Source organism: Ramlibacter sp. WS9 (assembly GCF_003797765.1).
GTDB lineage: Bacteria > Pseudomonadota > Gammaproteobacteria > Burkholderiales > Burkholderiaceae_C > Ramlibacter.
This window is the reverse complement of record NZ_RKMB01000004.1, coordinates 114,221-138,675: the sequence shown is the minus strand read 5'-3', so window position 1 is coordinate 138,675 and position 24,455 is coordinate 114,221. Positions and strand designations below refer to the sequence as shown.

General features: G+C 64.3%; 30 protein-coding genes and 1 tRNA gene. 26 read left to right on the top strand and 5 right to left on the bottom strand.

All coding sequences use genetic code 11. From position 1 onward, the window contains the following. Positions 1-59 precede the first annotated feature (59 nt). The 19 genes from EEB15_RS08750 (at position 60) to tatC (ending at position 12,704) form a co-directional block, all read left to right on the top strand. Positions 60-332, top strand: a complete 273-nt coding sequence (locus tag EEB15_RS08750) for a lipid asymmetry maintenance protein MlaB (RefSeq protein ID WP_141509449.1) — start codon at positions 60-62, stop codon at positions 330-332. A gap of 70 nt (positions 333-402) precedes the next feature. Then, the gene (locus EEB15_RS08745; RefSeq protein WP_141509448.1) at positions 403-1,341 is read left to right on the top strand and encodes an ABC transporter ATP-binding protein; all 939 of its coding nucleotides are present in this window, start codon (positions 403-405) and stop codon (positions 1,339-1,341) included. Next, positions 1,338-2,093, top strand: coding sequence for an ABC transporter permease (locus EEB15_RS08740; RefSeq protein WP_141509447.1), 756 nt, complete (start codon positions 1,338-1,340; stop codon positions 2,091-2,093). The genes EEB15_RS08745 and EEB15_RS08740 overlap by 4 nt, the downstream gene beginning before the upstream one ends. 14 nt (positions 2,094-2,107) lie before the next feature. After that, complete coding sequence (locus EEB15_RS08735; RefSeq protein ID WP_141509446.1) at positions 2,108-2,353, top strand: BolA family protein; 246 nt, start codon at positions 2,108-2,110, stop codon at positions 2,351-2,353. Between the two features lie 7 nt (positions 2,354-2,360). Continuing rightward, positions 2,361-3,629, top strand: coding sequence for a UDP-N-acetylglucosamine 1-carboxyvinyltransferase (gene murA, locus EEB15_RS08730; RefSeq protein WP_141509445.1), 1,269 nt, complete (start codon positions 2,361-2,363; stop codon positions 3,627-3,629). Further along, on the top strand, positions 3,626-4,282 hold the full coding sequence (gene hisG, locus EEB15_RS08725; protein WP_141509444.1) for an ATP phosphoribosyltransferase: 657 nt from the start codon (positions 3,626-3,628) through the stop codon (positions 4,280-4,282). The genes murA and hisG overlap by 4 nt, the downstream gene beginning before the upstream one ends. A 4-nt stretch (positions 4,283-4,286) precedes the next feature. Then, complete coding sequence (gene hisD / locus EEB15_RS08720; RefSeq protein ID WP_141509443.1) at positions 4,287-5,606, top strand: histidinol dehydrogenase; 1,320 nt, start codon at positions 4,287-4,289, stop codon at positions 5,604-5,606. After that, positions 5,603-6,682: a histidinol-phosphate transaminase gene (gene hisC / locus EEB15_RS08715; protein WP_141509442.1), complete on the top strand. Its 1,080-nt coding sequence runs from the start codon at positions 5,603-5,605 to the stop codon at positions 6,680-6,682. Before hisD ends, hisC begins: the two co-directional genes overlap by 4 nt. After that, on the top strand, positions 6,679-7,275 hold the full coding sequence (hisB, locus tag EEB15_RS08710) for an imidazoleglycerol-phosphate dehydratase HisB (RefSeq protein WP_141509441.1): 597 nt from the start codon (positions 6,679-6,681) through the stop codon (positions 7,273-7,275). Before hisC ends, hisB begins: the two co-directional genes overlap by 4 nt. Before the next feature lie 31 nt (positions 7,276-7,306). Continuing rightward, positions 7,307-7,951, top strand: coding sequence for an imidazole glycerol phosphate synthase subunit HisH (gene hisH / locus EEB15_RS08705; RefSeq protein ID WP_141509440.1), 645 nt, complete (start codon positions 7,307-7,309; stop codon positions 7,949-7,951). 46 nt (positions 7,952-7,997) lie between these two features. Continuing rightward, positions 7,998-8,738 (top strand): 1-(5-phosphoribosyl)-5-[(5-phosphoribosylamino)methylideneamino]imidazole-4-carboxamide isomerase, encoded by a 741-nt coding sequence (gene hisA, locus EEB15_RS08700; protein ID WP_141509439.1) that lies wholly within the window; start codon positions 7,998-8,000, stop codon positions 8,736-8,738. After that, a complete protein-coding gene (gene hisF / locus EEB15_RS08695; RefSeq protein WP_141509438.1) occupies positions 8,738-9,517 on the top strand; it encodes an imidazole glycerol phosphate synthase subunit HisF in 780 nt (259 codons plus the stop codon). The genes hisA and hisF overlap by 1 nt, the downstream gene beginning before the upstream one ends. 49 nt (positions 9,518-9,566) lie before the next feature. Next, positions 9,567-9,956: a phosphoribosyl-AMP cyclohydrolase gene (gene hisI / locus EEB15_RS08690; RefSeq protein WP_141509437.1), complete on the top strand. Its 390-nt coding sequence runs from the start codon at positions 9,567-9,569 to the stop codon at positions 9,954-9,956. 7 nt (positions 9,957-9,963) lie between these two features. Then, positions 9,964-10,332 (top strand): phosphoribosyl-ATP diphosphatase, encoded by a 369-nt coding sequence (locus EEB15_RS08685; protein ID WP_141509436.1) that lies wholly within the window; start codon positions 9,964-9,966, stop codon positions 10,330-10,332. 10 nt (positions 10,333-10,342) lie between these two features. Then, entirely contained in the window at positions 10,343-10,708 is a 366-nt protein-coding gene (locus tag EEB15_RS08680) for a hypothetical protein (protein WP_141509435.1), read from the top strand. A gap of 17 nt (positions 10,709-10,725) precedes the next feature. Continuing rightward, entirely contained in the window at positions 10,726-11,088 is a 363-nt protein-coding gene (locus EEB15_RS08675; protein WP_141509434.1) for a histidine triad nucleotide-binding protein, read from the top strand. A gap of 74 nt (positions 11,089-11,162) precedes the next feature. Beyond that, positions 11,163-11,408, top strand: coding sequence for a Sec-independent protein translocase subunit TatA (gene tatA / locus EEB15_RS08670; RefSeq protein WP_141509433.1), 246 nt, complete (start codon positions 11,163-11,165; stop codon positions 11,406-11,408). A gap of 43 nt (positions 11,409-11,451) precedes the next feature. Next, positions 11,452-11,919 (top strand): Sec-independent protein translocase protein TatB, encoded by a 468-nt coding sequence (tatB, locus tag EEB15_RS08665; protein ID WP_141509432.1) that lies wholly within the window; start codon positions 11,452-11,454, stop codon positions 11,917-11,919. Beyond that, the gene (tatC, locus tag EEB15_RS08660; RefSeq protein WP_370283461.1) at positions 11,919-12,704 is read left to right on the top strand and encodes a twin-arginine translocase subunit TatC; all 786 of its coding nucleotides are present in this window, start codon (positions 11,919-11,921) and stop codon (positions 12,702-12,704) included. The genes tatB and tatC overlap by 1 nt, the downstream gene beginning before the upstream one ends. A gap of 19 nt (positions 12,705-12,723) precedes the next feature. Here tatC and EEB15_RS08655 read toward each other — a convergent pair whose 3' ends face one another. Both EEB15_RS08655 and EEB15_RS08650 read right to left on the bottom strand, forming a co-directional pair. After that, entirely contained in the window at positions 12,724-13,884 is a 1,161-nt protein-coding gene (locus EEB15_RS08655; RefSeq protein WP_141509430.1) for a S1C family serine protease, read from the bottom strand. A gap of 74 nt (positions 13,885-13,958) precedes the next feature. After that, positions 13,959-15,212 (bottom strand): diguanylate cyclase domain-containing protein, encoded by a 1,254-nt coding sequence (locus tag EEB15_RS08650; protein WP_158290046.1) that lies wholly within the window; start codon positions 15,210-15,212, stop codon positions 13,959-13,961. A gap of 137 nt (positions 15,213-15,349) precedes the next feature. Between EEB15_RS08650 and pdxA the strand changes: the two genes are divergently transcribed. Beyond that, the gene (gene pdxA, locus EEB15_RS08645; protein WP_141509428.1) at positions 15,350-16,405 is read left to right on the top strand and encodes a 4-hydroxythreonine-4-phosphate dehydrogenase PdxA; all 1,056 of its coding nucleotides are present in this window, start codon (positions 15,350-15,352) and stop codon (positions 16,403-16,405) included. Positions 16,406-16,408: 3 nt separating this feature from the next. Here pdxA and mscL read toward each other — a convergent pair whose 3' ends face one another. Continuing rightward, a complete protein-coding gene (mscL, locus tag EEB15_RS08640; protein WP_141509427.1) occupies positions 16,409-16,834 on the bottom strand; it encodes a large conductance mechanosensitive channel protein MscL in 426 nt (141 codons plus the stop codon). Between the two features lie 136 nt (positions 16,835-16,970). Between mscL and petA the strand changes: the two genes are divergently transcribed. The 6 genes from petA (at position 16,971) to EEB15_RS08610 (ending at position 21,217) form a co-directional block, all read left to right on the top strand. Continuing rightward, complete coding sequence (petA, locus tag EEB15_RS08635; RefSeq protein ID WP_141509426.1) at positions 16,971-17,573, top strand: ubiquinol-cytochrome c reductase iron-sulfur subunit; 603 nt, start codon at positions 16,971-16,973, stop codon at positions 17,571-17,573. An 11-nt stretch (positions 17,574-17,584) separates the two neighbouring features. Beyond that, complete coding sequence (locus EEB15_RS08630; RefSeq protein ID WP_141509425.1) at positions 17,585-18,997, top strand: cytochrome bc complex cytochrome b subunit; 1,413 nt, start codon at positions 17,585-17,587, stop codon at positions 18,995-18,997. A gap of 19 nt (positions 18,998-19,016) precedes the next feature. Next, entirely contained in the window at positions 19,017-19,778 is a 762-nt protein-coding gene (locus EEB15_RS08625) for a cytochrome c1 (RefSeq protein ID WP_141509424.1), read from the top strand. 94 nt (positions 19,779-19,872) lie between these two features. After that, positions 19,873-20,484: a glutathione S-transferase N-terminal domain-containing protein gene (locus EEB15_RS08620; RefSeq protein ID WP_141509423.1), complete on the top strand. Its 612-nt coding sequence runs from the start codon at positions 19,873-19,875 to the stop codon at positions 20,482-20,484. Positions 20,485-20,591: 107 nt separating this feature from the next. Continuing rightward, positions 20,592-21,104: a ClpXP protease specificity-enhancing factor gene (locus tag EEB15_RS08615; RefSeq protein WP_141509422.1), complete on the top strand. Its 513-nt coding sequence runs from the start codon at positions 20,592-20,594 to the stop codon at positions 21,102-21,104. Positions 21,105-21,142: 38 nt separating this feature from the next. Beyond that, a tRNA-Thr gene (locus EEB15_RS08610) sits at positions 21,143-21,217 on the top strand. Between the two features lie 25 nt (positions 21,218-21,242). On the opposite strand, the gene EEB15_RS08605 is transcribed toward EEB15_RS08610, so the two are convergent. Beyond that, positions 21,243-22,934, bottom strand: a complete 1,692-nt coding sequence (locus EEB15_RS08605; protein WP_141509421.1) for a carboxylate--amine ligase — start codon at positions 22,932-22,934, stop codon at positions 21,243-21,245. A 14-nt stretch (positions 22,935-22,948) separates the two neighbouring features. Further along, a complete protein-coding gene (locus EEB15_RS08600; protein WP_141509420.1) occupies positions 22,949-24,385 on the bottom strand; it encodes a class I adenylate-forming enzyme family protein in 1,437 nt (478 codons plus the stop codon). Between the last annotated feature and the right edge of the window lie 70 nt (positions 24,386-24,455).

Genomic DNA, 24,455 nt, shown 5'->3' with positions numbered 1-24,455 from the left:
CGCGAAGGCCCCCTCGGGGGGCAGCGCAGAGGCTTTGCCTCAAGCGTGGGGGCAATGACATGCTCGTCTTGCCGGCCGAACTGACGCACGACCAGGCGGGCGCCTGCTGCCGTATGCTGGTGCAAGGGCTGCGTACGCAGGCCGAACCGGCGGTGGTGGCGGACGCCGGCGCCTTGGCACACTTCGATTCGTCGGCGCTGGCGGTGCTGCTCGAATGCCGGCGCGAGTCGCTGGCCGTGGGCAAGACCTTCTCGATCAGCCGCATGCCCGCGCGGCTGCGCGACCTTGCGACGCTGTATGGCGTGGCGGAACTGTTGCCGGCGGCACCGTAGGCCGCCGCCGTAAGGCTATTCCGGCGCGACGCGGGGCACGAAGCCCCGGTCGCTAAAATCGCAGGCTCCCATGCCCGCGATCTCGTTCCAGTCCGTCTCCAAAACCTATCCTTCCGTCCGCAATGGCCCGCTCAAGGCCCTGGATGGCGTGAGTTTCGACATCGAAGAGGGCGAGTTCTTCGGCCTCCTGGGCCCCAACGGCGCGGGCAAGACCACCTTGATCAGCGTGCTGGCTGGCCTCACCCGGCCGTCGGCCGGGCGTGCCATGGTGCTGGGCCACGATGTCCAGGCCGACTATGCGCAAGCGCGACGAAAGCTCGGGGTGGTGCCCCAGGAACTGGTGTTCGACCCGTTCTTCAGCGTGCGCGAAGCACTGCGCATCCAGTCCGGCTACTTCGGCGTGAAGAACAACGACGGCTGGATCGACGAATTGCTGGCGAGCCTGGGCCTGGCCGACAAGGCCGATGCCAACATGCGCCAGCTCTCCGGTGGCATGAAGCGGCGGGTGCTCGTGGCGCAGGCCCTGGTCCACAAGCCGCCGGTCATCGTGCTCGACGAGCCGACCGCGGGGGTCGACGTGGAACTGCGCCAGACGCTTTGGCAGTTCATCGCGCGCTTGAACAAGCTGGGCCACACGGTGCTGCTGACGACGCATTACCTGGAAGAGGCCGAAGCCCTGTGCGGCCGCATCGCCATGCTCAAGTCCGGCCGCGTGGTGGCGTTGGAGCGCACCAGCGAATTGCTCAAGGCCGCTTCCAGCAACGTGCTGCGCTTCAAGCTCGATGGCGCGCTGCCGGTGGAGTTCGAGAACAAGGCCCGCGTCACCGGCCGCATCGTGCAGCTGCCCGCGCATGACGCCCACGAGATCGAACAGTACCTCGCCGTGATCCGCCAGGCCGGGCTCCGGGTGGAAGACGTGGAAATCCGCAAGGCCGACCTGGAAGACGTGTTCCTGGACGTCATGTCCGAAAAGGGCGTGGCCAGTCCCATGGACGGGGTGCTGGCATGACGGGCTGGCAAACGCTGCTCTACAAGGAAGTGCTGCGGTTCTGGAAAGTGAGCTTCCAGACCGTGGCTTCGCCCGTCCTCACCGCGGTGCTGTACATGCTGATCTTCGGCCACGTGCTGCAGGACAGGGTGACGGTCTACGACAAGGTGAGCTACACCGCTTTCCTCGTGCCGGGCCTGGTGATGATGAGCGTGCTGCAGAACGCCTTCGCCAACAGCTCCTCGTCATTGATCCAGAGCAAGATCACCGGCAACCTGGTGTTCGTGCTGCTCACGCCGCTGTCGCATTGGAGCTGGTTCCTCGCGTACGTCGGCGCCTCGGTTGTGCGGGGCCTGGCCGTGGGCCTGGGCGTCTTCGCGGTCACGGTGTGGGTCGGGCGGCCGGGCTTCGTCGCCCCGCTGTGGATTCTGGTGTTCGCCGTGCTGGGGGCTGGCATCCTCGGGGCGCTGGGCTTGATCGCGGGCCTGTGGGCCGAGAAGTTCGACCAGACGGCCGCCTTCCAGAACTTCATCATCATGCCCATGACCTTCCTGTCGGGCGTGTTCTATTCGATCCACTCGCTGCCGGCCTTCTGGCAGGGCGTGAGCCACCTCAACCCGTTCTTCTACATCATCGACGGCTTCCGCTATGGCTTTTTCGGGGTGAGCGACGTGTCGCCCTGGCTCAGCCTGGGGATCGTCGGCGCGGCATTGCTGGTGGTGTCCGCCATTGCCGTCAATCTGCTGCGAATCGGCTACAAAATAAGGGGTTGAACCCCCACCACTCAATGACAGCCGAAGAACTCCAATCCCTCATCAGCGCCCACCTCCCGTGCGAGCACATCCAGGTGGCCGGCGACGGCCGCCATTGGGAAGCCGTGATCGTTTCGCCGGAGTTCGAAGGCAAGCGCCTCATCCAGCGCCACCAGCGGGTTTACGCCACGCTGGGTGCGAGAATGCATACCGACGAGGTGCATGCGCTCTCGATGAAGACCTTCACGCCGGCCGAATGGGCCGCTGCCCAAACACATTGAATCCATCATGGACAAGCTACTGATTCGCGGGGGCCGACAGCTCCACGGCGAAGTCCGCATTTCCGGCGCCAAGAACGCGGCGCTGCCCGAGCTGTGCGCCGCGCTGCTGACGGACCAGCCGGTCGTCCTGCAGAATGTGCCCCGCCTCCAGGACGTGAGCACGATGATCACGCTGCTTCGCAACATGGGCGTGACCGTGGAGCGCGACGACGAGGGCACCGTGCGCATCGACGCGGGCAAGCTCAGCTCGCCCGAAGCGCCGTACGAACTGGTCAAGACCATGCGCGCGTCCGTCCTGGCACTGGGGCCGTTGACCGCGCGCTTCGGCGAAGCCACGGTGTCGCTGCCCGGCGGCTGCGCCATCGGCTCGCGCCCGGTCGACCAGCACATCAAGGGCCTGCAGGCCATGGGCGCCGAGATCGTGGTCGAGCACGGCTACATGATCGCGAAGCTGCCCAAAGGCCAGGCTCGCCTGAAGGGTGCCAGCATCCGCACCGACATGGTGACGGTGACGGGCACCGAGAATTTCCTGATGGCGGCCGCGCTGGCGGAAGGCGAGACGGTGCTCGAGAACGCGGCGCAGGAGCCCGAGATCACCGACCTGGCCGAGATGCTGATCAAGATGGGCGCGCGCATCGAGGGGCACGGCACTGGCCGAATCGTCATTCAGGGCGTCGAAAAACTGGGCGGCTGCACGCACCAGGTGGTAGCCGACCGGATCGAGGCCGGCACCTTCCTGTGCGCCGTCGCGGCCACCGGTGGCGACGTGATCTTGCGGCATGGCCGCGCGGATCACCTCGACGCGGTGATCGACAAGTTGCGCGAAGCCGGTGCCAGCGTGGCAGCGGTCGAAGGCGGTATCCACCTGCACTCGCAGGGGCGGCTCACTGCCCAGAGCTTCCGGACCACCGAATACCCCGGCTTTCCCACCGACATGCAGGCGCAGTTCATGGCGCTCAACGCCGTGGCCGACGGGCCGTCCAAGATCACCGAGACGATCTTCGAAAACCGCTTCATGCACGTGAACGAACTGGTGCGCCTGGGTGCGAACATCCAGGTCGACGGCAAGTTCGCGGTGATCGAAGGCGTGCAAAAACTCTCCGGAGCCACCGTCATGGCAACTGATTTGCGCGCCTCCGCCAGCCTGGTGATCGCCGGTCTGGTCGCCGAGGGCGAAACGATGGTCGATCGCATCTACCACCTGGACCGGGGCTACGACCAGATGGAAGCCAAATTGCGCGGAATCGGCGCGGACATCGAACGCATCAAGGCATGATCACACTTGCACTGTCCAAGGGACGCATCTTCGACGAGACCTTGCCGCTGCTGAAGGCAGCCGGCATCGAGGTGCTGGAAGACCCGGAGAAATCGCGCAAGCTGATCCTGGCCACCAGCCAGCCTGGCGTGCGCGTCGTCATCGTGCGCGCGAGTGACGTGCCCACCTACGTTCAATACGGCGGTGCCGACCTGGGCGTGACCGGTTTCGACACGTTGATCGAGCACAGTGCTGATTGGGGCGGCGGGGCCGGTCTGTACCAACCTCTGGATCTGCGCATCGCCAAGTGCCGCGTTAGCGTCGCCGTGCGCGCGGACTTCGACTATGCGAGCGCCGTGCGCCAGGGCTCGCGCCTGCGCGTGGCCACCAAATACGTCAACATCGCGCGCGAATTCTTCGCGGCCAAGGGTGTGCACGTGGACCTGATCAAGCTGTACGGCAGCATGGAACTCGCGCCGCTCACCGGCCTGGCCGATGCCATCGTCGACCTGGTGTCCACCGGCGGCACCCTCAAGGCCAACAACCTGGTCGAAGTCGAGCGCATCATGGACATCAGCTCGCGGCTGGTCGTGAACCAGGCCGCGCTCAAGCTGAAGCAGGAACCGATCCGCCGCGTCATCGATGCGTTCGCGGGTGCGATCACAAAGGATTGAGGCGATGGACTGGAACGCCAGGCCTCTGCGCCTTTCCACCTCTGACGACGGATTCGATGCCGCATTCAAGGCGCGGCTGCATGTGTCCGAGGAAGCCAACGCCGCCATCGAGAAGCAGGTCCAGGACATCGTGGCACAAGTGCGCGAGCGTGGCGACGCAGCGGTCCTCGAGTACACCGCGCGTTGGGACCATGTCCAGGCGGCTTCGATGGCCGAGCTGGAACTGACCCAGGCGGAGCTGAAAGCCGCTTTCGATTCGCTCCCGCAAAAGCAGAGCGCGGCGCTGGCCGCCGCGGCGGCACGGGTGCGCAGCTATCACGAAGCTCAGAAGAAAGCCTCCGGCGAAAGCTGGAGCTACCGGGATGAGGACGGCACGCTGCTCGGGCAGAAGGTAACGCCGATCGATCGCGCCGGCATCTACGTGCCCGGTGGCAAGGCGGCGTATCCCTCCAGTGTGCTGATGAACGCTATCCCCGCCCACGTCGCGGGCGTGCGGGAAATCATCATGGTGTGCCCGACGCCGCGCGGCGAACGCAACCCCCTGGTGCTCGCTGCCGCGTACGTTGCCGGTGTGACGCGGGTCTTTGCGATCGGGGGAGCGCAGGCCGTGGCGGCGCTGGCCTACGGAACGCAGACCGTTCCCCCGGTTGACAAGATCACAGGCCCCGGAAACGACTACGTGGCCGAGGCCAAGCGCCAGGTCTTTGGCAAGGTCGGCATCGACATGATCGCCGGCCCCAGCGAGATCCTGGTGATCGCCGACGGCACCACGCCGCCGGACTGGGTGGCGATGGACCTGTTCTCGCAGGCCGAGCACGACGAGGTGGCGCAGAGCATACTGCTGTGCCCCGACGCTTCCTACATCGACAAAGTGCAGGCGGAGATCGATCGCCTGCTGCCGGAAATGCCGCGCGCCGAGATCATCTCCAAATCGCTCAACGGCCGTGGCGCGCTGATCCAGACGCGCAGCATGGAAGAAGCGTGTGAGGTCAGCAATCGCATCGCACCCGAGCACCTGGAGATCGCGAGCAGTGATCCGCAGAAATGGGAGCCGCTGCTGCGTCATGCAGGCGCCATCTTCCTCGGCGGTTTCACGAGCGAGTCGCTGGGCGACTACTGCGCCGGCCCGAACCACGTGCTGCCTACCAGCAGCACGGCGCGCTTTTCCAGCCCGTTGGGCGTCTACGATTTCCAGAAGCGCAGCAGCCTGATCGAAGTCAGTGAGGCCGGGGCGCAGAAGCTCGGTGTCATCGCCGCGGAACTGGCTTATGGCGAAGGCCTGCAGGCGCACGCCCGTGCGGCCGAGATGAGGCTGAAGAAATGAGCAAACGCGACCCGTTGGGGCCGATGAGTGTGTTCCGCCAGGACGTGCAATCCATGCACGCCTACGCCATCCAGCCGTCGGCCGGCCTGGTCAAGCTGGACGCGATGGAGAACCCGCACAGCCTGCCGCCAGCGTTGCAAGCCGAGCTGGGCCAGCGTCTGGGCGCTTTGGCGCTCAACCGCTATCCCGGGGATCGCGTGAACGCGCTGCGTGCCGCGCTGGCCGCGCACGCCGCCATGCCCGAGGGCTTCGACATCATGCTCGGCAACGGTTCCGACGAGCTGATTTCGCTCGTCGCCATGGCGTGCGACGTGCCGGGTGCATCGATCCTGGCGCCCGTACCGGGCTTCGTGATGTACGCGATGAGCGCGCAGCTCCAGGGCCTGAAATTCATCGGCGTGCCGCTGACAGCCGATTTCGAGCTGGACGAAGACGCCATGCTTGGCGCGATCGCGGAGCATCGGCCGGCCGTGATCTACTTGGCCTACCCGAACAACCCGACGGCTAACCTGTGGAACGACGCGGTGATCGAAAAGATCGTCGAGGCGGCGCCCGGCCTCGTGGTGATCGACGAGGCCTACCAGCCTTTTTCCAGCAAGAGCTATATCGATCGCATTGCCCGCCATCCGCATGTGCTGCTCATGCGCACGATGAGCAAGTTCGGGCTGGCCGGCGTTCGCATCGGTTACATGATGGGTCCGAAGGCCCTCGTCGAGCAGGTTGATAAAGTGCGCCCGCCCTACAACATCAGCGTCCTGAACTGCGAGGCGGCACTGTTCGCCCTGGCGTACCAGGACGTCTTCGCGCAGCAGGCGCAAGACATCCGCAACCAGCGCATGGTGATCGAGACCGTACTGCGCGCGCTGCCCGGGGTGAAGTTCTGGCCGAGCGACGCCAACATGATCCTCGTGCGGGTGCCCGACGCGCAAAAGGCCTTCGACGGCATGAAGTCGCGTGGCGTCCTGGTCAAGAACGTTTCTAAAATGCATCCATTGCTGGCCAATTGCCTGCGCCTGACAGTCGGAACCGCCGACGAGAATGCGCAGATGCTCTCGGCCCTGCAAGCCTCCCTATGACCACTCCACGCACCGCCGAAGTCACCCGCAAAACCGCCGAAACCCAGATCACCGCCCGTGTGAACCTGGACGGCAGCGGCCAGGCCAAGCTTTCCACCGGCATCGGCTTTTTCGACCACATGCTGGACCAGATCGCGCGCCACGGCTTGATCGACCTGGAAGTCGAAGCCCAGGGCGACTTGCACATCGACGGCCACCACACGGTGGAAGACGTAGGCATCACTTTCGGCCAGGCCGTGCTGCAGGCCGTGGGCGACAAGAAAGGCATCCGCCGCTACGGACACGCCTATGTGCCGTTGGACGAGGCGCTGTCGCGCGTGGTCATCGATTTTTCCGGGCGTCCGGGCCTGGTCATGAACGTGCCGTTCAAGAGCGGCATGATCGGCACTTTCGACAGCCAGCTGGCGCACGAGTTCTTCCAGGGCTTTTGCAACCATGCCTTTGTGACCCTGCACATCGACAACCTGCGCGGCGAAAACGCGCACCACCAATGCGAAACCGTCTTCAAGGCCTTCGCCCGCGCGCTGCGCATGGCACTCGAGCTGGATCCGCGTTCGGTGGGCACCATTCCCTCGACCAAAGGCTCGCTTTAACCTTCCTCGCGTAAGCCTTGGCTTGCAAGCTATGAAAACTGTAGCAGTCGTCGACTATGGGATGGGCAACCTGCGGTCGGTCTCCAATGCCGTGATGCACGTCGCCCGCGATAGCGGGTTCGACGTGGTGGTGACCGCAAACCCGGAGGAGGTCCGGGCCGCCGAGCGCGTCGTTTTGCCGGGGCAGGGCGCCATGCCCGACTGCATGCGCGAGCTGCGTGACTCCGGCCTGCAGGACTCGGTTCTGGAAGCGGCGGCCACCAAGCCCCTCTTCGGCGTGTGCGTGGGCATGCAGATGCTGCTCGATCGCAGCCATGAGGGGCCGACCGACGGCCTCGGGCTGATTCACGGCGAAGTGCTCAAATTCGAGCTGGAAGGCCGGCTGCAGCCCGATGGCAGCCGTTACAAGGTGCCGCAGATGGGCTGGAACCCGGTCTGGCAGACGCAGCCGCATGCTTTGTGGGCGGGCGTGGCGGACGGCAGTTACTTCTATTTCGTGCACAGCTACTACGTCCGTCCGTCGGATGCGCGCCACAGCGTCGGGGAAGCTGACTACGGCACGCGCTTTACCGCCGCCATTGCACGCGATAATATTTTTGCCACGCAGTTCCACCCCGAAAAAAGCGCAGACCAAGGCTTGGCCCTCTACCGAAACTTCCTGTCCTGGAGCCCGTGACGCGCGCCGCCACGCATCCAGCCTGCTGAAGCCTTCCCCCTACATCATGCTTCTCATCCCAGCGATTGACCTGAAAGACGGCCACTGCGTTCGCCTCAAACAAGGCGACATGGACCAGGCCACCACCTTCAGCGAGGACCCGGCGGCCATGGCCAGGAACTGGCTCGCGAAGGGCGCCCGGCGGCTGCACCTGGTCGACTTGAACGGCGCCTTCGCCGGCAAGCCGCAGAATTTCTCGGCCATCAAGTCGATCCTCAACGCGGTGGGCGACGATATCCCGGTGCAGCTGGGAGGCGGCATCCGAGACCTCGACACCATCGAGAAATACATCGACGGCGGCCTGCGCTACGTCATCATCGGAACCGCCGCCGTGAAGAACCCGGGTTTCCTGAAGGACGCCTGCACGGCTTTCGGCGGCCACATCATCGTGGGGCTGGACGCCAAGGACGGCAAGGTCGCCACCGACGGCTGGAGCAAGCTGACCGGCCATGAAGTCGTTGATCTCGCCAAGAAGTTCGAGGACTGGGGCGTCGAATCCATCATCTACACCGACATCGGCCGTGACGGCATGCTGACGGGCATCAACATCGAGGCGACGGTCAAGCTGGCCCAGGCGCTCACGATTCCGGTGATCGCGTCAGGCGGCCTATCCAACATGGCCGACATCGAAAAGCTCTGCGCCGTCGAATCCGAAGGTATCGAAGGTGTGATCTGCGGCCGGGCGGTTTATTCCGGCGACCTCGACTTCGTCAAGGCGCAGGCGAAAGCCGACGAATTGGGGGGCTGATGCTCGCCAAACGCATCATTCCCTGCCTGGACGTGACCGGCGGCCGTGTGGTCAAGGGCGTCAACTTCGTCGAACTGCGCGATGCCGGGGATCCAGTGGAGATCGCCGCCCGCTACAACGAGCAGGGCGCCGACGAACTCACGTTCCTGGACATCACCGCCACCAGCGACGGGCGTGACCTGATCCTGCCCATCATCGAGGCCGTGGCCTCGAAAGTGTTCATTCCCCTCACCGTGGGCGGCGGTGTGCGCACCGTGGCAGACGTGCGGCGTCTGCTCAATGCGGGCGCCGACAAGACCAGCTTCAACTCGGCCGCGATCGCCAACCCCGGCGTGATCGCCGAAGCCTCGGCCAAGTACGGCGCGCAGTGCATCGTGGTGGCGATCGACGCCAAGCGGCGCAGCCCGGAAGAGGCGGCCACCCGCGGCGCCGGGTGGGACGTCTACAGCCATGGCGGGCGCAAGAACACCGGGCTGGATGCGGTCGAGTGGGCGCGCGAGATGGCGCGGCGCGGCGCCGGCGAGATCCTTTTGACGAGCATGGACCGTGACGGCACCAAGGCGGGCTTCGACCTCGAACTCACCCGGGCCGTGAGCGACGCCGTGCCCGTTCCGGTGATTGCTTCCGGCGGGGTGGGCAACCTCGATCACCTGGCCGACGGCATCCAGAAAGGTGGCGCCGACGCGGTGCTGGCTGCCAGCATCTTCCATTACGGCGAGTACACCGTGGCCCAGGCCAAAGGCCGCATGGCGGAGCGCGGCATCCCGGTCCGTATCTGAACGATCCACGGCCGTATTGAAGGAATACGAATTCGCCGACAATCCCCCCATGGATTGGCTCGATGAAGTGAAGTGGGACGCGCAGGGGCTGGTCCCCGTGATCGCCCAGGAAACCGGCAGCAACGACGTGCTGATGTTCGCCTGGATGAATCGCGAAGCCCTGCAGAAGACGGCCGAACTCGGCCGCGCGGTGTATTTCAGCCGCTCGCGCGGCAAGCTGTGGCACAAGGGCGAGGAGTCCGGCCATGTGCAGGTGGTGCACGAAATCCGGCTGGACTGCGACAACGACGTGGTCCTGCTCAAAGTCACCCAGCAGGGCCACGACCCGTCCATCGCCTGCCACACCGGCCGCCACAGCTGCTTCTTCAGTCTTTACCGGGACGGCGCCTGGCACCCGGTCGAGCCGGTCTTGAAAGACCCTGAATCCATCTACAAATGAAGCGCTCATGACGTCGAACGATTCCCTGGCCCGCTTGGCCGCCATCATCGAAAGCCGCAAGCCCGCGCGGGGCGGTGACCCCGATGCGAGCTATGTCGCCCGGCTCCTGCATCGCGGGCCGGATGCTTTCCTGAAGAAGATTGGGGAAGAGGCGACCGAAGCCGTGATGGCCGCGAAGGACGCGGAGCATGGCGGCGACAAGCAGAAGCTGGTCAATGAGATCGCCGACTTGTGGTTTCACACGCTGGTGGCGCTGGCTCATTTCGATTTGGCGCCTTCCGACGTGATCGCCGAACTGGAGCGTCGCGAGGGCACGAGCGGCATCGAAGAAAAAGCCCTGCGCAAGGCGCAGCGCCGCGAAGGCGGGGGAACCTGAGGGGAGCGCCATGCCGGAAACCGATTTCGCGCAATTCGAGACGAAAACCGCCAACGACCGCACGGTCATGCATGTGCTGTACGGCCTGCATACCGTGGCTTGGCTCAGCATGGGCATGCTGGCGGTGGTGGCCTTGATCGTCAACTACATCAAGCGCGGCGACGAGCACGACGCGGTCTATGCCAGCCACCACAACTACATGATTGCCACTTTCTGGTGGACGTTGCTGTGGCTGGTCGTTGCCTCGCCGCTGTGGCTTTTTCTGCTGGTCCTGCTGCCGATCGGCCCGCTCGCCTACGTCATCATTGGCTTGTGGTACCTGTACAGGTGCCTCCGCGGCTGGCTGCGCTTCACCGAAGGCCGCACTCCGTACTGACCCATCAATTAAAGACCATGAGCGAACACGACCCCGCCTGCATCTTCTGCAAGATCGCCGAAGGCAAGATTCCGTCCCGCAAGGTGTACGAGGACGACGAAATCCTCGCGTTCCACGACATCAACCCGTGGGCCCCGGTGCACTTCCTGATGGTGCCCAAGGCCCATGTGCCGTCACTGGCGCAAGCAGGCCCCGAACATGCGGCGCTGCTGGGCCGCATGATGACCCTGGCGCCGAAACTGGCGTTGCAGGAGGGCTGCCGGCCGTACCCGAAAGGCGGCTATCGGGTGGTCATCAATACGGGCGACGACGGCGGCCAGGAAGTGCATCACCTGCACATCCACGTGTTCGGCGGTCCGCGGCCCTGGGCCAAGGGCTGAGCCATATCCCGCGCCGCGGCCTGCAACTTCTCCCGCGCGACTAGAATCGACCTTAAGTCTGTACAGGAGCAATCATGGGTTCATTTTCCATCTGGCATTGGCTGATCGTCCTTCTGATCATCGTGCTGATCTTCGGCACCAAGAAGCTCAAGAACATCGGTTCCGACCTCGGTGGCGCAGTGAAGGGTTTCAAGGACGGCGTGAGAGACGGCGGCGCGACGCCAGAAACGCCTGTGCCACCCACCAGCCAGGTCACATCCGCCCCACCCGGCGCGGACAACAAGACCACGATCGACGTGGAAGCAAAGAACCGGTCTTGAACACGCATGGCCATGGTGAAAGCCACCGGCCCGGATTCCCCGAATGATCGACCTCGGCATAGAGAAGTTGATGGTGATCGGCGCCGTGGCGCTGATCGTCATCGGCCCGGAAAAGCTGCCCCGCGTGGCCCGCACCGTGGGTACGCTGCTGGGCAAGGCGCAGCGTTACGTGGCCGACGTCAAGGCGGAGGTCAACCGGTCCATCGAGCTCGAAGAGCTCAAGAAGATGAAGGACACGGTGGAGAGCGCGGCGCGCGATGTCGAAAGCTCGGTCCGCACCGGCGCGAGCGAGTTCGAAAAGCAATGGTCTGACGCCACCGACACGGCGGGGGCCGCCTCTGAAGCGCTGGCTGCACCGCCGTCATTCCCCGAATACCGCAACCCCAAGAAAAAGTGGCGCATCAAGCAGGGCGCCACACCCAATTGGTACAAGGCGCGTAACGGCATCCGTACCAAAGCGCTTTCGGGCGCGGCCCGCGTGGCGCGCTATCGCCCGCAGAAATTCAACTGATGCACGAGCCCAACAAAGAAGACGAGCTCGCGGGGACCGAGCAGCCCTTCGTCGCCCACCTGGTCGAACTGCGTGACCGGCTGATCAAGGCCATGATCGCCATCGGCGCCGTGGCGGCCGTGCTGTTCCTCTACCCGGGGCCGGGTGCTCTGTACGACATCCTGGCCGCGCCGCTCGTGGCGCACCTCCCCAAGGGCGCAACGCTGATCGCCACTTCGGTGATCTCGCCGTTCCTGGTGCCGCTCAAGATCCTGTTGATGGCGGCCTTCCTGGTCGCGCTTCCGGTGGTGCTCTACCAGGCCTGGGCCTTCATCGCGCCAGGCTTGTATTCGCACGAGAAGAAGCTGGTGCTGCCCCTGGTGTTCTCTAGCACGCTGCTGTTCTTCATCGGCGTGGGGTTTTGCTACTTCTTCGTCTTCGGCCAGGTGTTCTCGTTCATTCAGAGCTTCGCCCCCAAGAGCATCACCGCCGCCCCGGATATCGAGGCCTACCTGAGCTTCGTACTGACGATGTTCATCGCCTTCGGTCTGGCATTCGAGGTGCCCATCGTGGTGGTGGTGCTGGCACGCATGGGTTTGGTTTCGATCGCCAAGCTGCGGGAGTTCCGGCCCTATTTCATCGTGGTGGCCTTCATCATCGCCGCCGTGATCACGCCTCCCGACGTCGTGTCGCAGCTGGCCCTGGCCATTCCGATGTGTCTGCTCTACGAGGTCGGCATCTGGGCGGCGCAGATTTTCATCAAGCACACGAAGGCGCCCGAGGAGGGCGCCGCAACGGCGGACTGAGCGCCACCGGGGCAGGGTCTCAGCGCTCCGGTCGCTGCGGCAGTTTCGGCGGCTTGGGCCGCAAGCCGGGCGTGACGTTCAGGTCGACTGACTCGTCGCGCCGCAGGACCTTGAAGCGTGCCGCCGTTCCGGGCTTGAGCGCCGCGACACCCGACAGCAGCTCCGACACGTTGGCCACCTGCTTGTCCGCCACCTCCACGATGACGTCGCCGGGCCGCACACCGGCCTGCGCGGCGGGGCCGTTCTGCAGCACGCCGGTGATCAGCACGCCGCGCTTTGCCTTGACGCCGAAGGTGTCCATCAGCTCGGGCGAGAGGTCGGCCGGCTCGACGCCGATCCAGCCGCGCCTGACAACGCCGTCTTTCACGATGCCTTCGAGCACCAGCTTGGCGGTGGACACGGGAATGGCGAAGCCGATGCCCATGCTGCCGCCGGACCGCGAATAGATGGCCGTGTTGATTCCCATCAGGTGGCCGTTGCCGTCCACCAGCGCGCCCCCCGAGTTGCCGGGGTTGATGGCCGCGTCGGTCTGGATGAAATTCTCGAAGGTGTTGATGCCGAGCTGGTTGCGCCCGAGCGCGCTGACGATGCCGCCGGTGACGGTCTGGCCGACGCCGAAGGGGTTGCCGATGGCCAGCACCTGGTCACCCACCGCCAGCGCATCGGAGTTGCCCAGCGTGATCACCGGGAGCCGGTCGAGCGCGATCTTGAGGATGGCAAGGTCCGTGTCGGGGTCGGTGCCTATCACCTTGCCGCGGGCGCGGCGGCTGTCGTTGAGCACCACTTCGATCTCGTCCGCACCCTCGACCACGTGATTGTTGGTGAGGATGTACCCGTCCGGGCTGATGATGACGCCGCTGCCCAGGCCGGCCTGCGGCGCCAGGCCCCGGTCGCCGAAGAAGAACCGGAACCACGGGTCGTTGGCCGATGGATGGCGCTCGGGCGCCTTGCTCGTGTTGATGCTCACCACGGCGGCGGAGGCGCGCTGCGCCGCGAGCCGGAAGCTGCCGGGGGGTGCAGCGCCGCCGGCCGGCGCATTGTTCTCGACCAGCGGCACGCCGGTCGCGACCGACATGGTGCCGTCACGTCCGATCCAGCCGGGCTTGAGCGTGGCGACGACGAACCAGGCCGCCAGAAGAACGGTCACAGCCTGTGAAAAAAGCAGCCAGAAGCGGCGCATGGTCGGCTCGGGCGAAACCCGAAAGTTGTTTCTCGCAAGTGTAGACGCGCTTGCTGCCCGTAGGGGCAGTGCCGTCAGACTGTGCGTGGCACAGCCTGCATGTGGCGGTGGCGGCGCGGGCCCAGGTTGGCTTGCTCGACCGGGACGACTTCGCCGCTGGTGGGGTCGAGAATCGCAGCGCGCGACCGCATTCCCCGCGCGGCTTCCGCCATGCGCTGCGCGTCGTGAAGGATGTCCTCGATCGGCTGGCGCCCGCCGGTGAGGTGGACCACGCCGACGCCGATGTCGGCCGTGATCTCGATGCGCTCGCCCGATGCGCCCGCAATGGTCATGGGCCGGCGCAGGCTGCTGGCGACCCGCAGCCCGAGCGTGCGCAGCCATGCCGGCGAGTGGATGGTTTCCACGAGCGCGACAAAGCATCGGTCGTAGTAGCGACCCACCGGGTTGACGACGCCCACGTGCCGCTGGATGCGCGCCGCCATGCAGATGAAGGCCTCGTTGACACCTGCCGTGCCGGCCTGGGACGCGATGCGCTCGACGTCGAAGACCATGATGGCCAGCACCGCGCCGTCGCGCCGTGTACGCCTGCGGCGGCGTTGCGCCTTGAGCAGCCTTTGAACCAGGCTGATGCCGCTGTGGAGCTTGGTGACGGGATCGAACTGGGATGGCGAGACGCCTTCGCGGATTCGCCATTCGTGGCGGTCGCGGCGCCAGAGCACAACGCCGGTGAGCCCATTGCTCAATGCGGCGCTCAATGCCAGCAGCGCATGGACTCCCAGGCTCGCAGACACGTTCATCGCGATGGCGTTCATCCCGGCAATCGCGGGCAACGTCAGCGCGCAGCCCGCCGACATGACGGGGGCGAGCCGGTCACCCATCAGCCAGGCCCTCACCGTCATCCACAGCGTCATGGCGCAACCGGTCAACGAGAGCGCCGCGGCGGCCGGCATCTGCTGCGATGGGGGCAGGGCGAGGCAGGCAAGGCCTCCCAGCGGGAGCAGCACGGACGAAGCCCGGAGCACGCCGGACATGATCCGGTCGCGCTGGACGGCTTGCAGCCAGCCCCGGATCCAGAAATTCGAGAGCCCCACACACACGGGCCCGGCCAGCACTTGCGCGTAGTGCAGCCGGCGGCTGTGCAGCCATGGCCACAATTCGCCGGCGACGCCGCTGAGGAAGAACACCAGGAGGAAGACCGTGCCGTGGTATGCCACGCCCTGTACCTGCGCCAGGGTGGGCCGAACCAGCGTGTCCGCCAGCCGGGCGGCTGCCACGGCCCCGATCGCGCCCAAGGCCATGCTCCAGACCGCCAGTTCCTGTGCGTTCATGCCCATCCTCCGCTCAATCTTTGTGAACGAAATTATTATTGAAGGCTGGGCAGCGCCGCCATGCGGGAGGACCCTAGGAAACTTGCCCGGCCGCCGCCTTCCCCGACAATCGAGTTTTGCTAAGGATTCCATCGGCCATGGCCACAGCCCCGCAGCTAGCAAGACCCATTGCCATCACCATGGGCGATCCCGCCGGCATCGGGCCGGAGATCGTCGCGAAGGCATTCCGGGACGCGCACGAGGACACCCGCGGCTGCTTCGTCGTGGGCGATGTGGCCACGATGCGGCGTGCCGCGCAAGCCGTGCGGCGAGAGGGGGATGTGGACTTGCCGGTGGCCGTTCTCGACAGCTCGTCTGAGGCGATATCGCTGCCCGCGGGGTGTCTCGGTGTGCTCGCCGCGGTCACTCTGGCAGGGCCGGTTCCGTGGGGACGGGTCAGCGCGCAGGCCGGCCGGGCTGCCGCTGATTGCGTCACGTGGGCCGCGCGGGCGGCGCTGCGCGGGGAAATCGCCGCGCTCGTGACAGCGCCTCTGCACAAGGAAGCCCTGGCCGCCGCGGGCGTCACGTTCCCTGGCCACACCGAGCTTCTGCAAGCCGAATCCGCAGCGTGGCTGGGGAAGCGTGTGGCCGACGTGCCCGTGCGCATGATGCTGGCCAACGATGAATTGCGCACCGTGCTCGTGAGCATCCACATGTCGTTGCGTGAAGCGCTCGACGCCGTCACTTTCGACAACGTGCTGCAGACGCTGCGCATTGCGCATGAGGCGCTCGCGCGTTCGCTGGGCCGCGCACCGCGCATAGGGGTGGCGGGACTGAACCCGCACGCAGGCGAAGGCGGGCTGTTCGGGCGGGAGGAAATCGATGTCATCGCGCCGGCGGTCGAGGCCGCCCGGGCGCAGGGCCTTCAGGTCGAGGGACCGTTCGCGCCCGACACGATCTTCATGCGCGCCCGGGCGACACCCGGCAAACCCGGCGAGTTCGATGCAGTCGTTGCGATGTACCACGACCAAGGCCTGATCCCCGTGAAATACCTCGGTGTGGAGAAGGGCGTGAACGTTACCCTCGGCCTGCCCCTGGTGCGCACCAGCCCCGACCATGGCACGGCGTTCGATATCGCCGGCACGGGGCGGGCGGACGCGTCCAGCCTTATCGAGGCGATCCGCATGGCCAAGCGGCTGAGCGCCGCGGCGTAAGCCTCAGCTGCGGCGCAGGCTGTCGCGAATTTCCCGCAGTAGCACGACGTCTTCCGGCGGCGCGGCGGGTGGTGTCGGCGGGGCGCTTCGCCGCAGACGATTGATCTGCTTGACCATGAGGAAAATCACCAGCGCCAGCAGCAGGAAATTGATGGCGATGGTGATGAAGTTGCCGTAAGCCAGCACCGGCACCCCGGCTTTCTTCATCGCATCCAGCGTCGTCGCCGTGCCGGCCGGAACCTGTCCCAACACCAGGAACAGGTTGGAAAAGTCGAGCTTGCCGAACAGCGCCGACACGATCGGCATGATGATGTCGCCCACCAGCGAGTCGACGATTTTGCCGAATGCCGCGCCGATGATGACGCCGACCGCCAGGTCGACCACATTGCCCTTCAAGGCGAACTCGCGAAACTCCGAAACCATGCTCATGGCGTCCCTCCAGTGATGTTCGCGCAGTATCCGCGCAATCTCGCCATCGCTCCTTGTGCGCAAGCGTTGAAATCGTAAAACTCGGTCAGCTACAATCGCGGGTTGACCCTAATAAGCGACATCCTCGAGGACCCCCATGAGTGACACCCCAGTGGACGCCAGCAAACGGACGTGGCTGATCGCGTCCGGTTGCGCCGGCGCTGTGGGCGCCGGCTTCGTTGCCGTCCCCTTCGTCAGCAGCCTCCAGCCCTCCGAGAAAGCCAAAGCCGCGGGTGCCGCGGTCGAGGTGGACATCTCGGCCTTGAAGCCCGGCGAGAAAGTGACCGTCGAATGGCGCGGCAAGCCGGTGTGGATCATGAAGCGCACGCCCGAGCAGCTGGCTTCGCTCAAGAAGACCGACAGCCAGGTCGCAGACCCGAACTCGGATCGCACGACGTACCCGACGCCCGACTACGCCAAGAACGAATTCCGCTCGCGCAAGCCCGACGTGTGGGTCGGCGTGGGCATCTGCTCGCACCTGGGCTGCTCGCCCTCGGACAAGCTGCAGCCCGGCCCGCAGCCATCGCTGCCGGACGACTGGCAAGGCGGCTTCCTGTGCCCGTGCCACGGCTCGACCTTCGACGTTGCCGGCCGCGTGTTCAAGAACAAGCCGGCGCCGGACAACCTCGAAGTGCCGCCGCACATGTACCTCTCCGACAACCGGTTGCTGATCGGTGAAGACGAAAAATCGAAGGCTTGAGGACATCACCCATGGCTGAATTCAAGGAAATCTCCCCCAACGCCTCGGCGACCGAGAAGCTCACCAACTGGTTCGACAACCGCTTCCCGTCGGCTTTCAGTGCGTACCGCGACCACATGTCCGAGTACTACGCGCCGAAGAATTTCAACTTCTGGTACTTCTTCGGCTCCCTGGCGATGCTGGTGCTGGTGATCCAGATCGTCACCGGCATTTTCCTCACGATGCACTACAAGCCGGATGCCGCCATGGCGTTCGCCTCGGTCGAGTACATCATGCGCGACGTGCCCTGGGGCTGGCTGATCCGCTACATGCACTCCACCGGCGCCTCGGCGTTCTTCGTGGTGGTCTACCTGCACATGTACCGCGGCCTGATCTACGGCAGCTACCGCAAGCCGCGCGAGCTGGTGTGGATCTTCGGCTGCGCGATCTTCCTGGTGCTGATGGCCGAAGCCTTCATGGGCTACCTGCTGCCCTGGGGCCAGATGTCCTACTGGGGCGCCCAGGTGATCATCAACCTGTTCTCTGCCATTCCCTTCATCGGCCCGGACCTGTCCGAGTGGATTCGCGGCGACTACGTCGTCGGCGACGCCACGCTGAACCGCTTCTTCGCCTTCCACGTCATCGCGGTGCCACTGGTGCTGCTGGGCCTGGTGGTCGCGCACATCTTTGCGCTGCACGACGTCGGCTCGAACAATCCGGACGGTGTCGAGATCAAGGGCCCCAAGGCCCTGAAAGATGCCAACGGCAAGCCGCTGGACGGCATCCCGTTCCACCCGTACTACACGGTGCACGACATCTTCGGCGTCGGCGTGTTCCTGATGGTCTTCACTGCCATCATCTTCTTCGCGCCCGAGCTCGGCGGCTACTTCCTCGAGTACAACAACTTCATTCCGGCCGACCCGCTCAAGACCCCCGCGCACATCGCGCCGGTCTGGTACTTCACGCCGTACTACTCGATGCTGCGCGCCATCACCACGGAGATGATGTATGTGCTGATCGCTTGCGTGATCGCCGCCGGCGCCTTCGCCGTGATCAAGTCGCGCCTGCCCGCCCTGGGCAAGGTCGTCGCGGTTGTGGCCACTGCCGTCGGCGTGGCCCTGATGCTCGCCATCGACCCGAAGTTCTGGGGCGTGGTCGTGATGGGCGGCGCCGTCATCATCCTGTTCTTCCTGCCCTGGCTGGACCAGAGCCCCGTGAAGTCGATCCGCTACCGTCCGAGCTGGCACAAGTGGGTGTACGGCATCTTCATCGTCGACTTCTTCGTGCTGGGCTACCTGGGTACGCAGGCACCGTCGTCGATCGGCGAGCGCATCTCGCAGGTGGGCACGCTGTTCTATTTCGGATTCTTCCTGCTCATGCCCTGGTGGAGCCGGCTGGGCGAGTTCAAGCCCGTGCCCGAGCGCATCACGTTTGCCGCGCACTAAGCCCAGGACCGGACAAGACATGAAAAAAATCATCCTCACCCTGATCGCGGCGCTGGGCATCGCCACCGGCGCCCAGGCTTCGGGCGGCGACACCGTGGCCTGGGACAAGGCCCCCAACCACCTGAACGACCTGCCGTCGCTGCAGAACGGCGCGAAGCTGTTCGTCAACTACTGCCTCAACTGCCACTCGGCCGCGTTCATGCGCTACAACCGCCTGCGCGACATCGGCCTGACCGACCAGCAGATCAAGGACAACATGCTGTTCGCCACCGACAAGGTCGGCGACACCATGAAGGCCGCGATCGACCCGAAGCAGGCCGGCGAGTGGTTCGGCGCCAACCCGCCCGACCTCACGCTCGTGGCGCGTTCGCGCTCCGGCCATGGCGGCACCGGTGCCGACTATCTCTACACGTACCTGCGCAGTTACTACCGCGACCCGACCAAGGCGACCGGCTGGAACAACCTCGTGTTCCCGAGCGTGGGCATGCCCCACGTGCTGTGGGAAATGCAGGGCGAGCGCGAGCCCTTGTTCGACACGGTCAAGCAGCACGGTCACGACGCCAAGGTCTTTACCGGCCGCTGGAAGCAGGTGACTCCGGGTACCCTGACGCAGGTCCAATACGACGAAGCTGTCGGCGACCTGGTGGGCTACCTGCAGTGGATGTCGGAGCCGGCGCAGAACTCGCGCGTGCGCATCGGCGTCTGGGTGCTGCTGTTCCTGGGTGTGTTCACCGTGATCGCCTGGCGCCTGAACGCAGCCTTCTGGAAAGAAGTTAACTAAGGACGAAACGCCGTCCGGCGGAGCCGGACGCGCGTCCTTCGATGAGTGGGCTGCTTCGGCATCCCACTCTTTTTTGATTTAAGGAGCCTTCATCATGATGGTCTTGTATTCGGGCACCACCTGTCCTTTCTCCCACCGCTGCCGCTTCGTCCTGTTCGAAAAGGGCATGGACTTCGAGATCCGCGACGTCGACCTGTACAACAAGCCGGAAGACATCAACGTGATGAACCCGTACGGCCAGGTCCCCATCCTGGTCGAGCGCGACCTGATCCTGTACGAGTCGAACATCATCAACGAGTACATCGACGAGCGCTTCCCGCATCCGCAGCTGATGCCCGGCGATCCGGTCGACCGTGCCCGCGTGCGCCTGTTCCTGCTCAACTTCGAGAAGGAGCTGTTCGTGCACGTCAGCACGCTCGAATCCCGCGCTGCCAAGAGCAACGAAAAGGCCCTGGAGAAGGCGCGCGCCCATATCCGTGACCGCCTGACGCAGCTGGCCCCGGTGTTCCTCAAGAACAAATACATGCTGGGCGAGAATTTCTCGATGCTCGACGTCGCCATTGCTCCGCTGCTGTGGCGCCTGGATTACTATGGCATCGAACTGTCCAAGAACGCGGCGCCGCTGCTCAAGTACGCCGAGCGCATCTTCTCGCGCCCGGCCTACATCGAGGCACTGACGCCGTCCGAAAAGGTGATGCGCAAGTAAATGAAGCACCCCCGAAGCGCCTGCGGCGCCTCCCCCTCAAGGGGGCGCAGCCAGCGGCCCGGCAAAGCCGGTTCCGCGGCTACCCCCGAAACGCAGGTTGTTTGACGATGAACGCGCTTGAATCGACCTCTACCCGCCCGTACCTCATACGGGCACTCTACGACTGGTGCACCGACAATGGGCTCACGCCCTACGTCGCGGTGCTGGTCGACGACACGGTGCAGGTTCCGCGCGAATACGTGAAGAACGGCGAGATCGTGCTGAACATCAGCTTCGACGCCACCAGTTCGCTCAAGCTGGGCAACGACTTTATCGAATTCAAGGCGCGCTTCGCGGGTTCGGCGCGCGAGATCATGGTGCCGGTCAACCGGGTCATCGCGATCTATGCGCGCGAGAACGGGCAAGGCATGGCCTTCCCGGTCCCCGTGGCAAGCGCCGGCGACGATGTCACCAGGCCGTCGCCGTTGTCCAGTGTTGCGGCGGCCGGCGGGCCCGTCGTCGACGATGCAAAGGTTGTCCAGCTGGTCACGCCCGAGCCTGGGCAAGCAGACAGCGGTCCCGAAGGCGAGCCGCCCCGTCCGCCCACCGGCCCGCGTCCGGCACTCAAGCGCGTGAAGTGAACGCCCGGCGCATGCGCCGTCTAGAATCTTCCCATTCCGCCGATTTAGCTCAGGGGTAGAGCAACCGCCTTGTAAGCGGTAGGTCGTCAGTTCAAATCCGACAATCGGCACCATCTGTTGTTGCGACCCCCGGCACAGCTAGGCTGTTTCTGGGGCCGCTGGGTCAGCGTCGCGCAACACAACGATAGCGTCGACTTCGGGTGACAGAAGCAGTGCTGCCGTTCGCTGATCCAGGTTCTGGAACGGAAGGATTCGTTCCTTGCCTTTCGCATCGAGTGTTCGGGTGCTTGTCGTGAAATAGCAGCGCATCCCACGCTCGATGAGTTCCTGTTGCCGATTCAGGGCCATCTGCAGCCCGGATTCACCACCCTGGAATCCCTCCATCGGTATCCGGCCGTCCCCATCCAGAAAATCCCTCAGGAAAACCGGTATGTGCCGTCTGGAGATCTCGCCGCCACCCAACAACGGGGCGAAGTTGACCTCGTTGATGATCGCCCCGTTTTGATGCCAAGGCTCCTCGATCTCAGGGGTAATGATGTCGATTCCGGCAACGTGAAGCCCGAATAGTTCAGCCGCCCTCAGCGCCATCGACACGTTCTCCGGATGGACGCGGCCTGTCATTTCCTCATCGACCCCGCCCCATTGCGTCGACTCGATCCGGCGTAGAGGCACCAATGCGCCGGCTGGCGGCACGGACGAGATATCCCAGCCGGCCGCCCTGATGGTGGCGATCGCGAGCTCATCCACTGGCCGTATCGCGGACCTCACCCAGGGAGGCTTGGCCAGCTGCAACTGAACCTCGATGTCGACCAACTCGGCCACGGTGTGGCGCCCATCGCCGGTGACGCACATGGGGAGCCTTTTCACCGCGTAAAGAAGCCGTCCATCGGCGATAAACAAGCGATGACAGACACCCTGCACCTGTCTTTCAATGATCACTTGTCCGGAATTGGACAGTTTTCGCGCAGCTTCGAATGCTGTCTTGAGCATGGCTTCGTCGGCTATATCGACGGCCACTCCTTCCCCTCGCTCTCGATCGGTTGGTTTCACCACGACCGGCCAACCAAGGCTTCGGGCCCCCGAGAGCGCCAGTTCGAAATTTTCAGCCACGTAATGAACGGGAGCGGGAAGTCCTGCCGCACGCAATAGGTTCGCTGCCGCCACCTTGTTCCGGGCAAGCTTGGAACCCATTGCCGAGTCCAGTTCCGTGGTGCTTCTATCCATGCGCCTCGCCTTGCTGCCCCAGCCAAGCTGATAAATGCCACTGCCCAGGTGAATGAAGGGGATGCCAAGCTGGTGAGCGACTCGCAGCACCGGAATAGTCGATTTCCCGGACGGCACCATTCGCTTCACGGGCACTTTAAATTTCTGCTCCAACGCGGCATAGAGGTTGTTGCGATTTTCGTGCGTGATCGCAGCACCGGCAGCCCAGCGACAGAGCTCCAAAGCGAATTGAAGGGCCAACCCATAGCATGCGTGCGGAACGTGATCGACTTTCGAAAAATCCGCTTTCGCCTCCCATTCACCTGACCGGCCATCCACAGGCGACAACGACCGCATCTGCGGGCAGTCGAAAACGGGCACATTACCCATTTGCAACAGCTTTCCAGCGAGTGTGAGACAGCGGCGGGCATACGCCGTTGCCCGGTTTCTTTGGGCGTCTTCCGAGGCTTTGGAAGCCTGATGTTCCGGATCAACATGGATCTCGAGTGCCTGGCCCAACCACTGGTCCAGACGATTCAGGTCAAGGTCCGGGAGGCTGACGAAGCGAAAACTGATAGCCAGGCCGCGGTCCTGAAAAAAACCTGTCCCGGTCTCGGATTGGCGCATACCCCGTGCCTTCGTCACTTCAGTTCTCGCTTCAAAATCTTTCCCATGGCATTGCGGGGAAAGCTCTCCACGATACGGATCACGCGGGGGTGCTTGATGCCTATCCGCGCGGCACAAAAACCTGTCAGGTCCTTTTCCGATACCGGTTCCCGAAGTATCACGGCGGCGGCAGGCACGTCCTGAAATCGTTCCGAGCTCAGGGGGAAAGCAGCGGCATCGACAACCGCCGGGTGTTCCATCAAGGCGTTCTCGATCTCGGCGGGATAGATGTTCATCCCATCAAAAATCATCATGTCGTCCGTGCGCCCCTGAAGCACAAGTGCGCTTTCGGGTGTGAAGCAGGCAAGATCGCCCGGGTAAAACCAGCCTTGACGGAATGTCCTTTCCGATGCGCCGGGATTGTCCAGATATTCGGTCACCACCCCGGGGCCGCGCACCCTGACTTCTCCCACTGTGCCCGGCGGAACCACCATCCCTGCGCCGTCGACCAATTCCAGTTCCAGTGAGCCGGTGACCATTCCGACTGTGTTCTTGACCGTTTTTTGAAGTTCCGGAGAAGCCAGGCTCAACGCTTCTGCTTCGTTGGTTCCGTAAACGACGGACAGCTCAGGACTGAATCGGGCCCTGAACGCTTCGCGCAAAGGCTCGCTGATGGTCGCGGAACGCGCCTCGAAGCCCCGCAGCGTCGGCAGGGCGGGCGCTTTTTCGCTCAGAGCAATCAGTTGGTGCAGGTGCGAGGGAGTACCGCATGCGAGCGTGACCGCCGCGGCACGCAGGAAAGGAATCAGTCCCGGACTGATCGGAATTCCCACAGGCAAACATACCGCCGCACCCGAGTGCAATGAGTAAACAGCGCGCTGCTTGGCAACGACGAAGTCCAAGCGCGAGACCGGCCAGAACCGGTCGTCAATTCCACAATTGAAGAGCGGTAAGAAACGTTGTGAACGCGCCATCGCCACGGCATGGCTCAGTTCAGCATATTTCGGACTGCCTGTCGTGCCCGACGATTGGAGCAGCAACCAGATCTGATCCTTATCGTCGCAAGCAATTCCGGGATCCACTCGGGCCGTGCCCGTACTCAAGGCAGCCCTGTCAAGCAAGACCGATGGAATGCCGGGAGTGGCGTTGGTTTTGACGTCGGTGATGATCGCTTTCAGCTTCAACTTTTCGGCGACTGCCGTTCGACCGCGCACTGGTTCGGAAGCTGGGGTGGCCGCGTGGGCAACCCCGATCCGGGCCAAACCCAACATGGCTATCAGGTGAACAAGCGGGTCTTGTATGGCGATGCCCACACGATCACCGACTCTCAAGCCGCTCGCGTGGATATGCGCGGCTGCGCCCCACAATGCCCGGTCCAGTTGCCGCCACGAGATTCGGCCCTGAGGGAAAATCACCGCTGGTTGGTCTGGTCTCCTGGTCGCATGGAAATGAATTGGATCAGCAATGTTCATGCAAATACCTCGGGGCGCGCCCGAATAACACGAGCTCAGCCGCTCAGCGAGGCAGGGCGTTTGATTATCG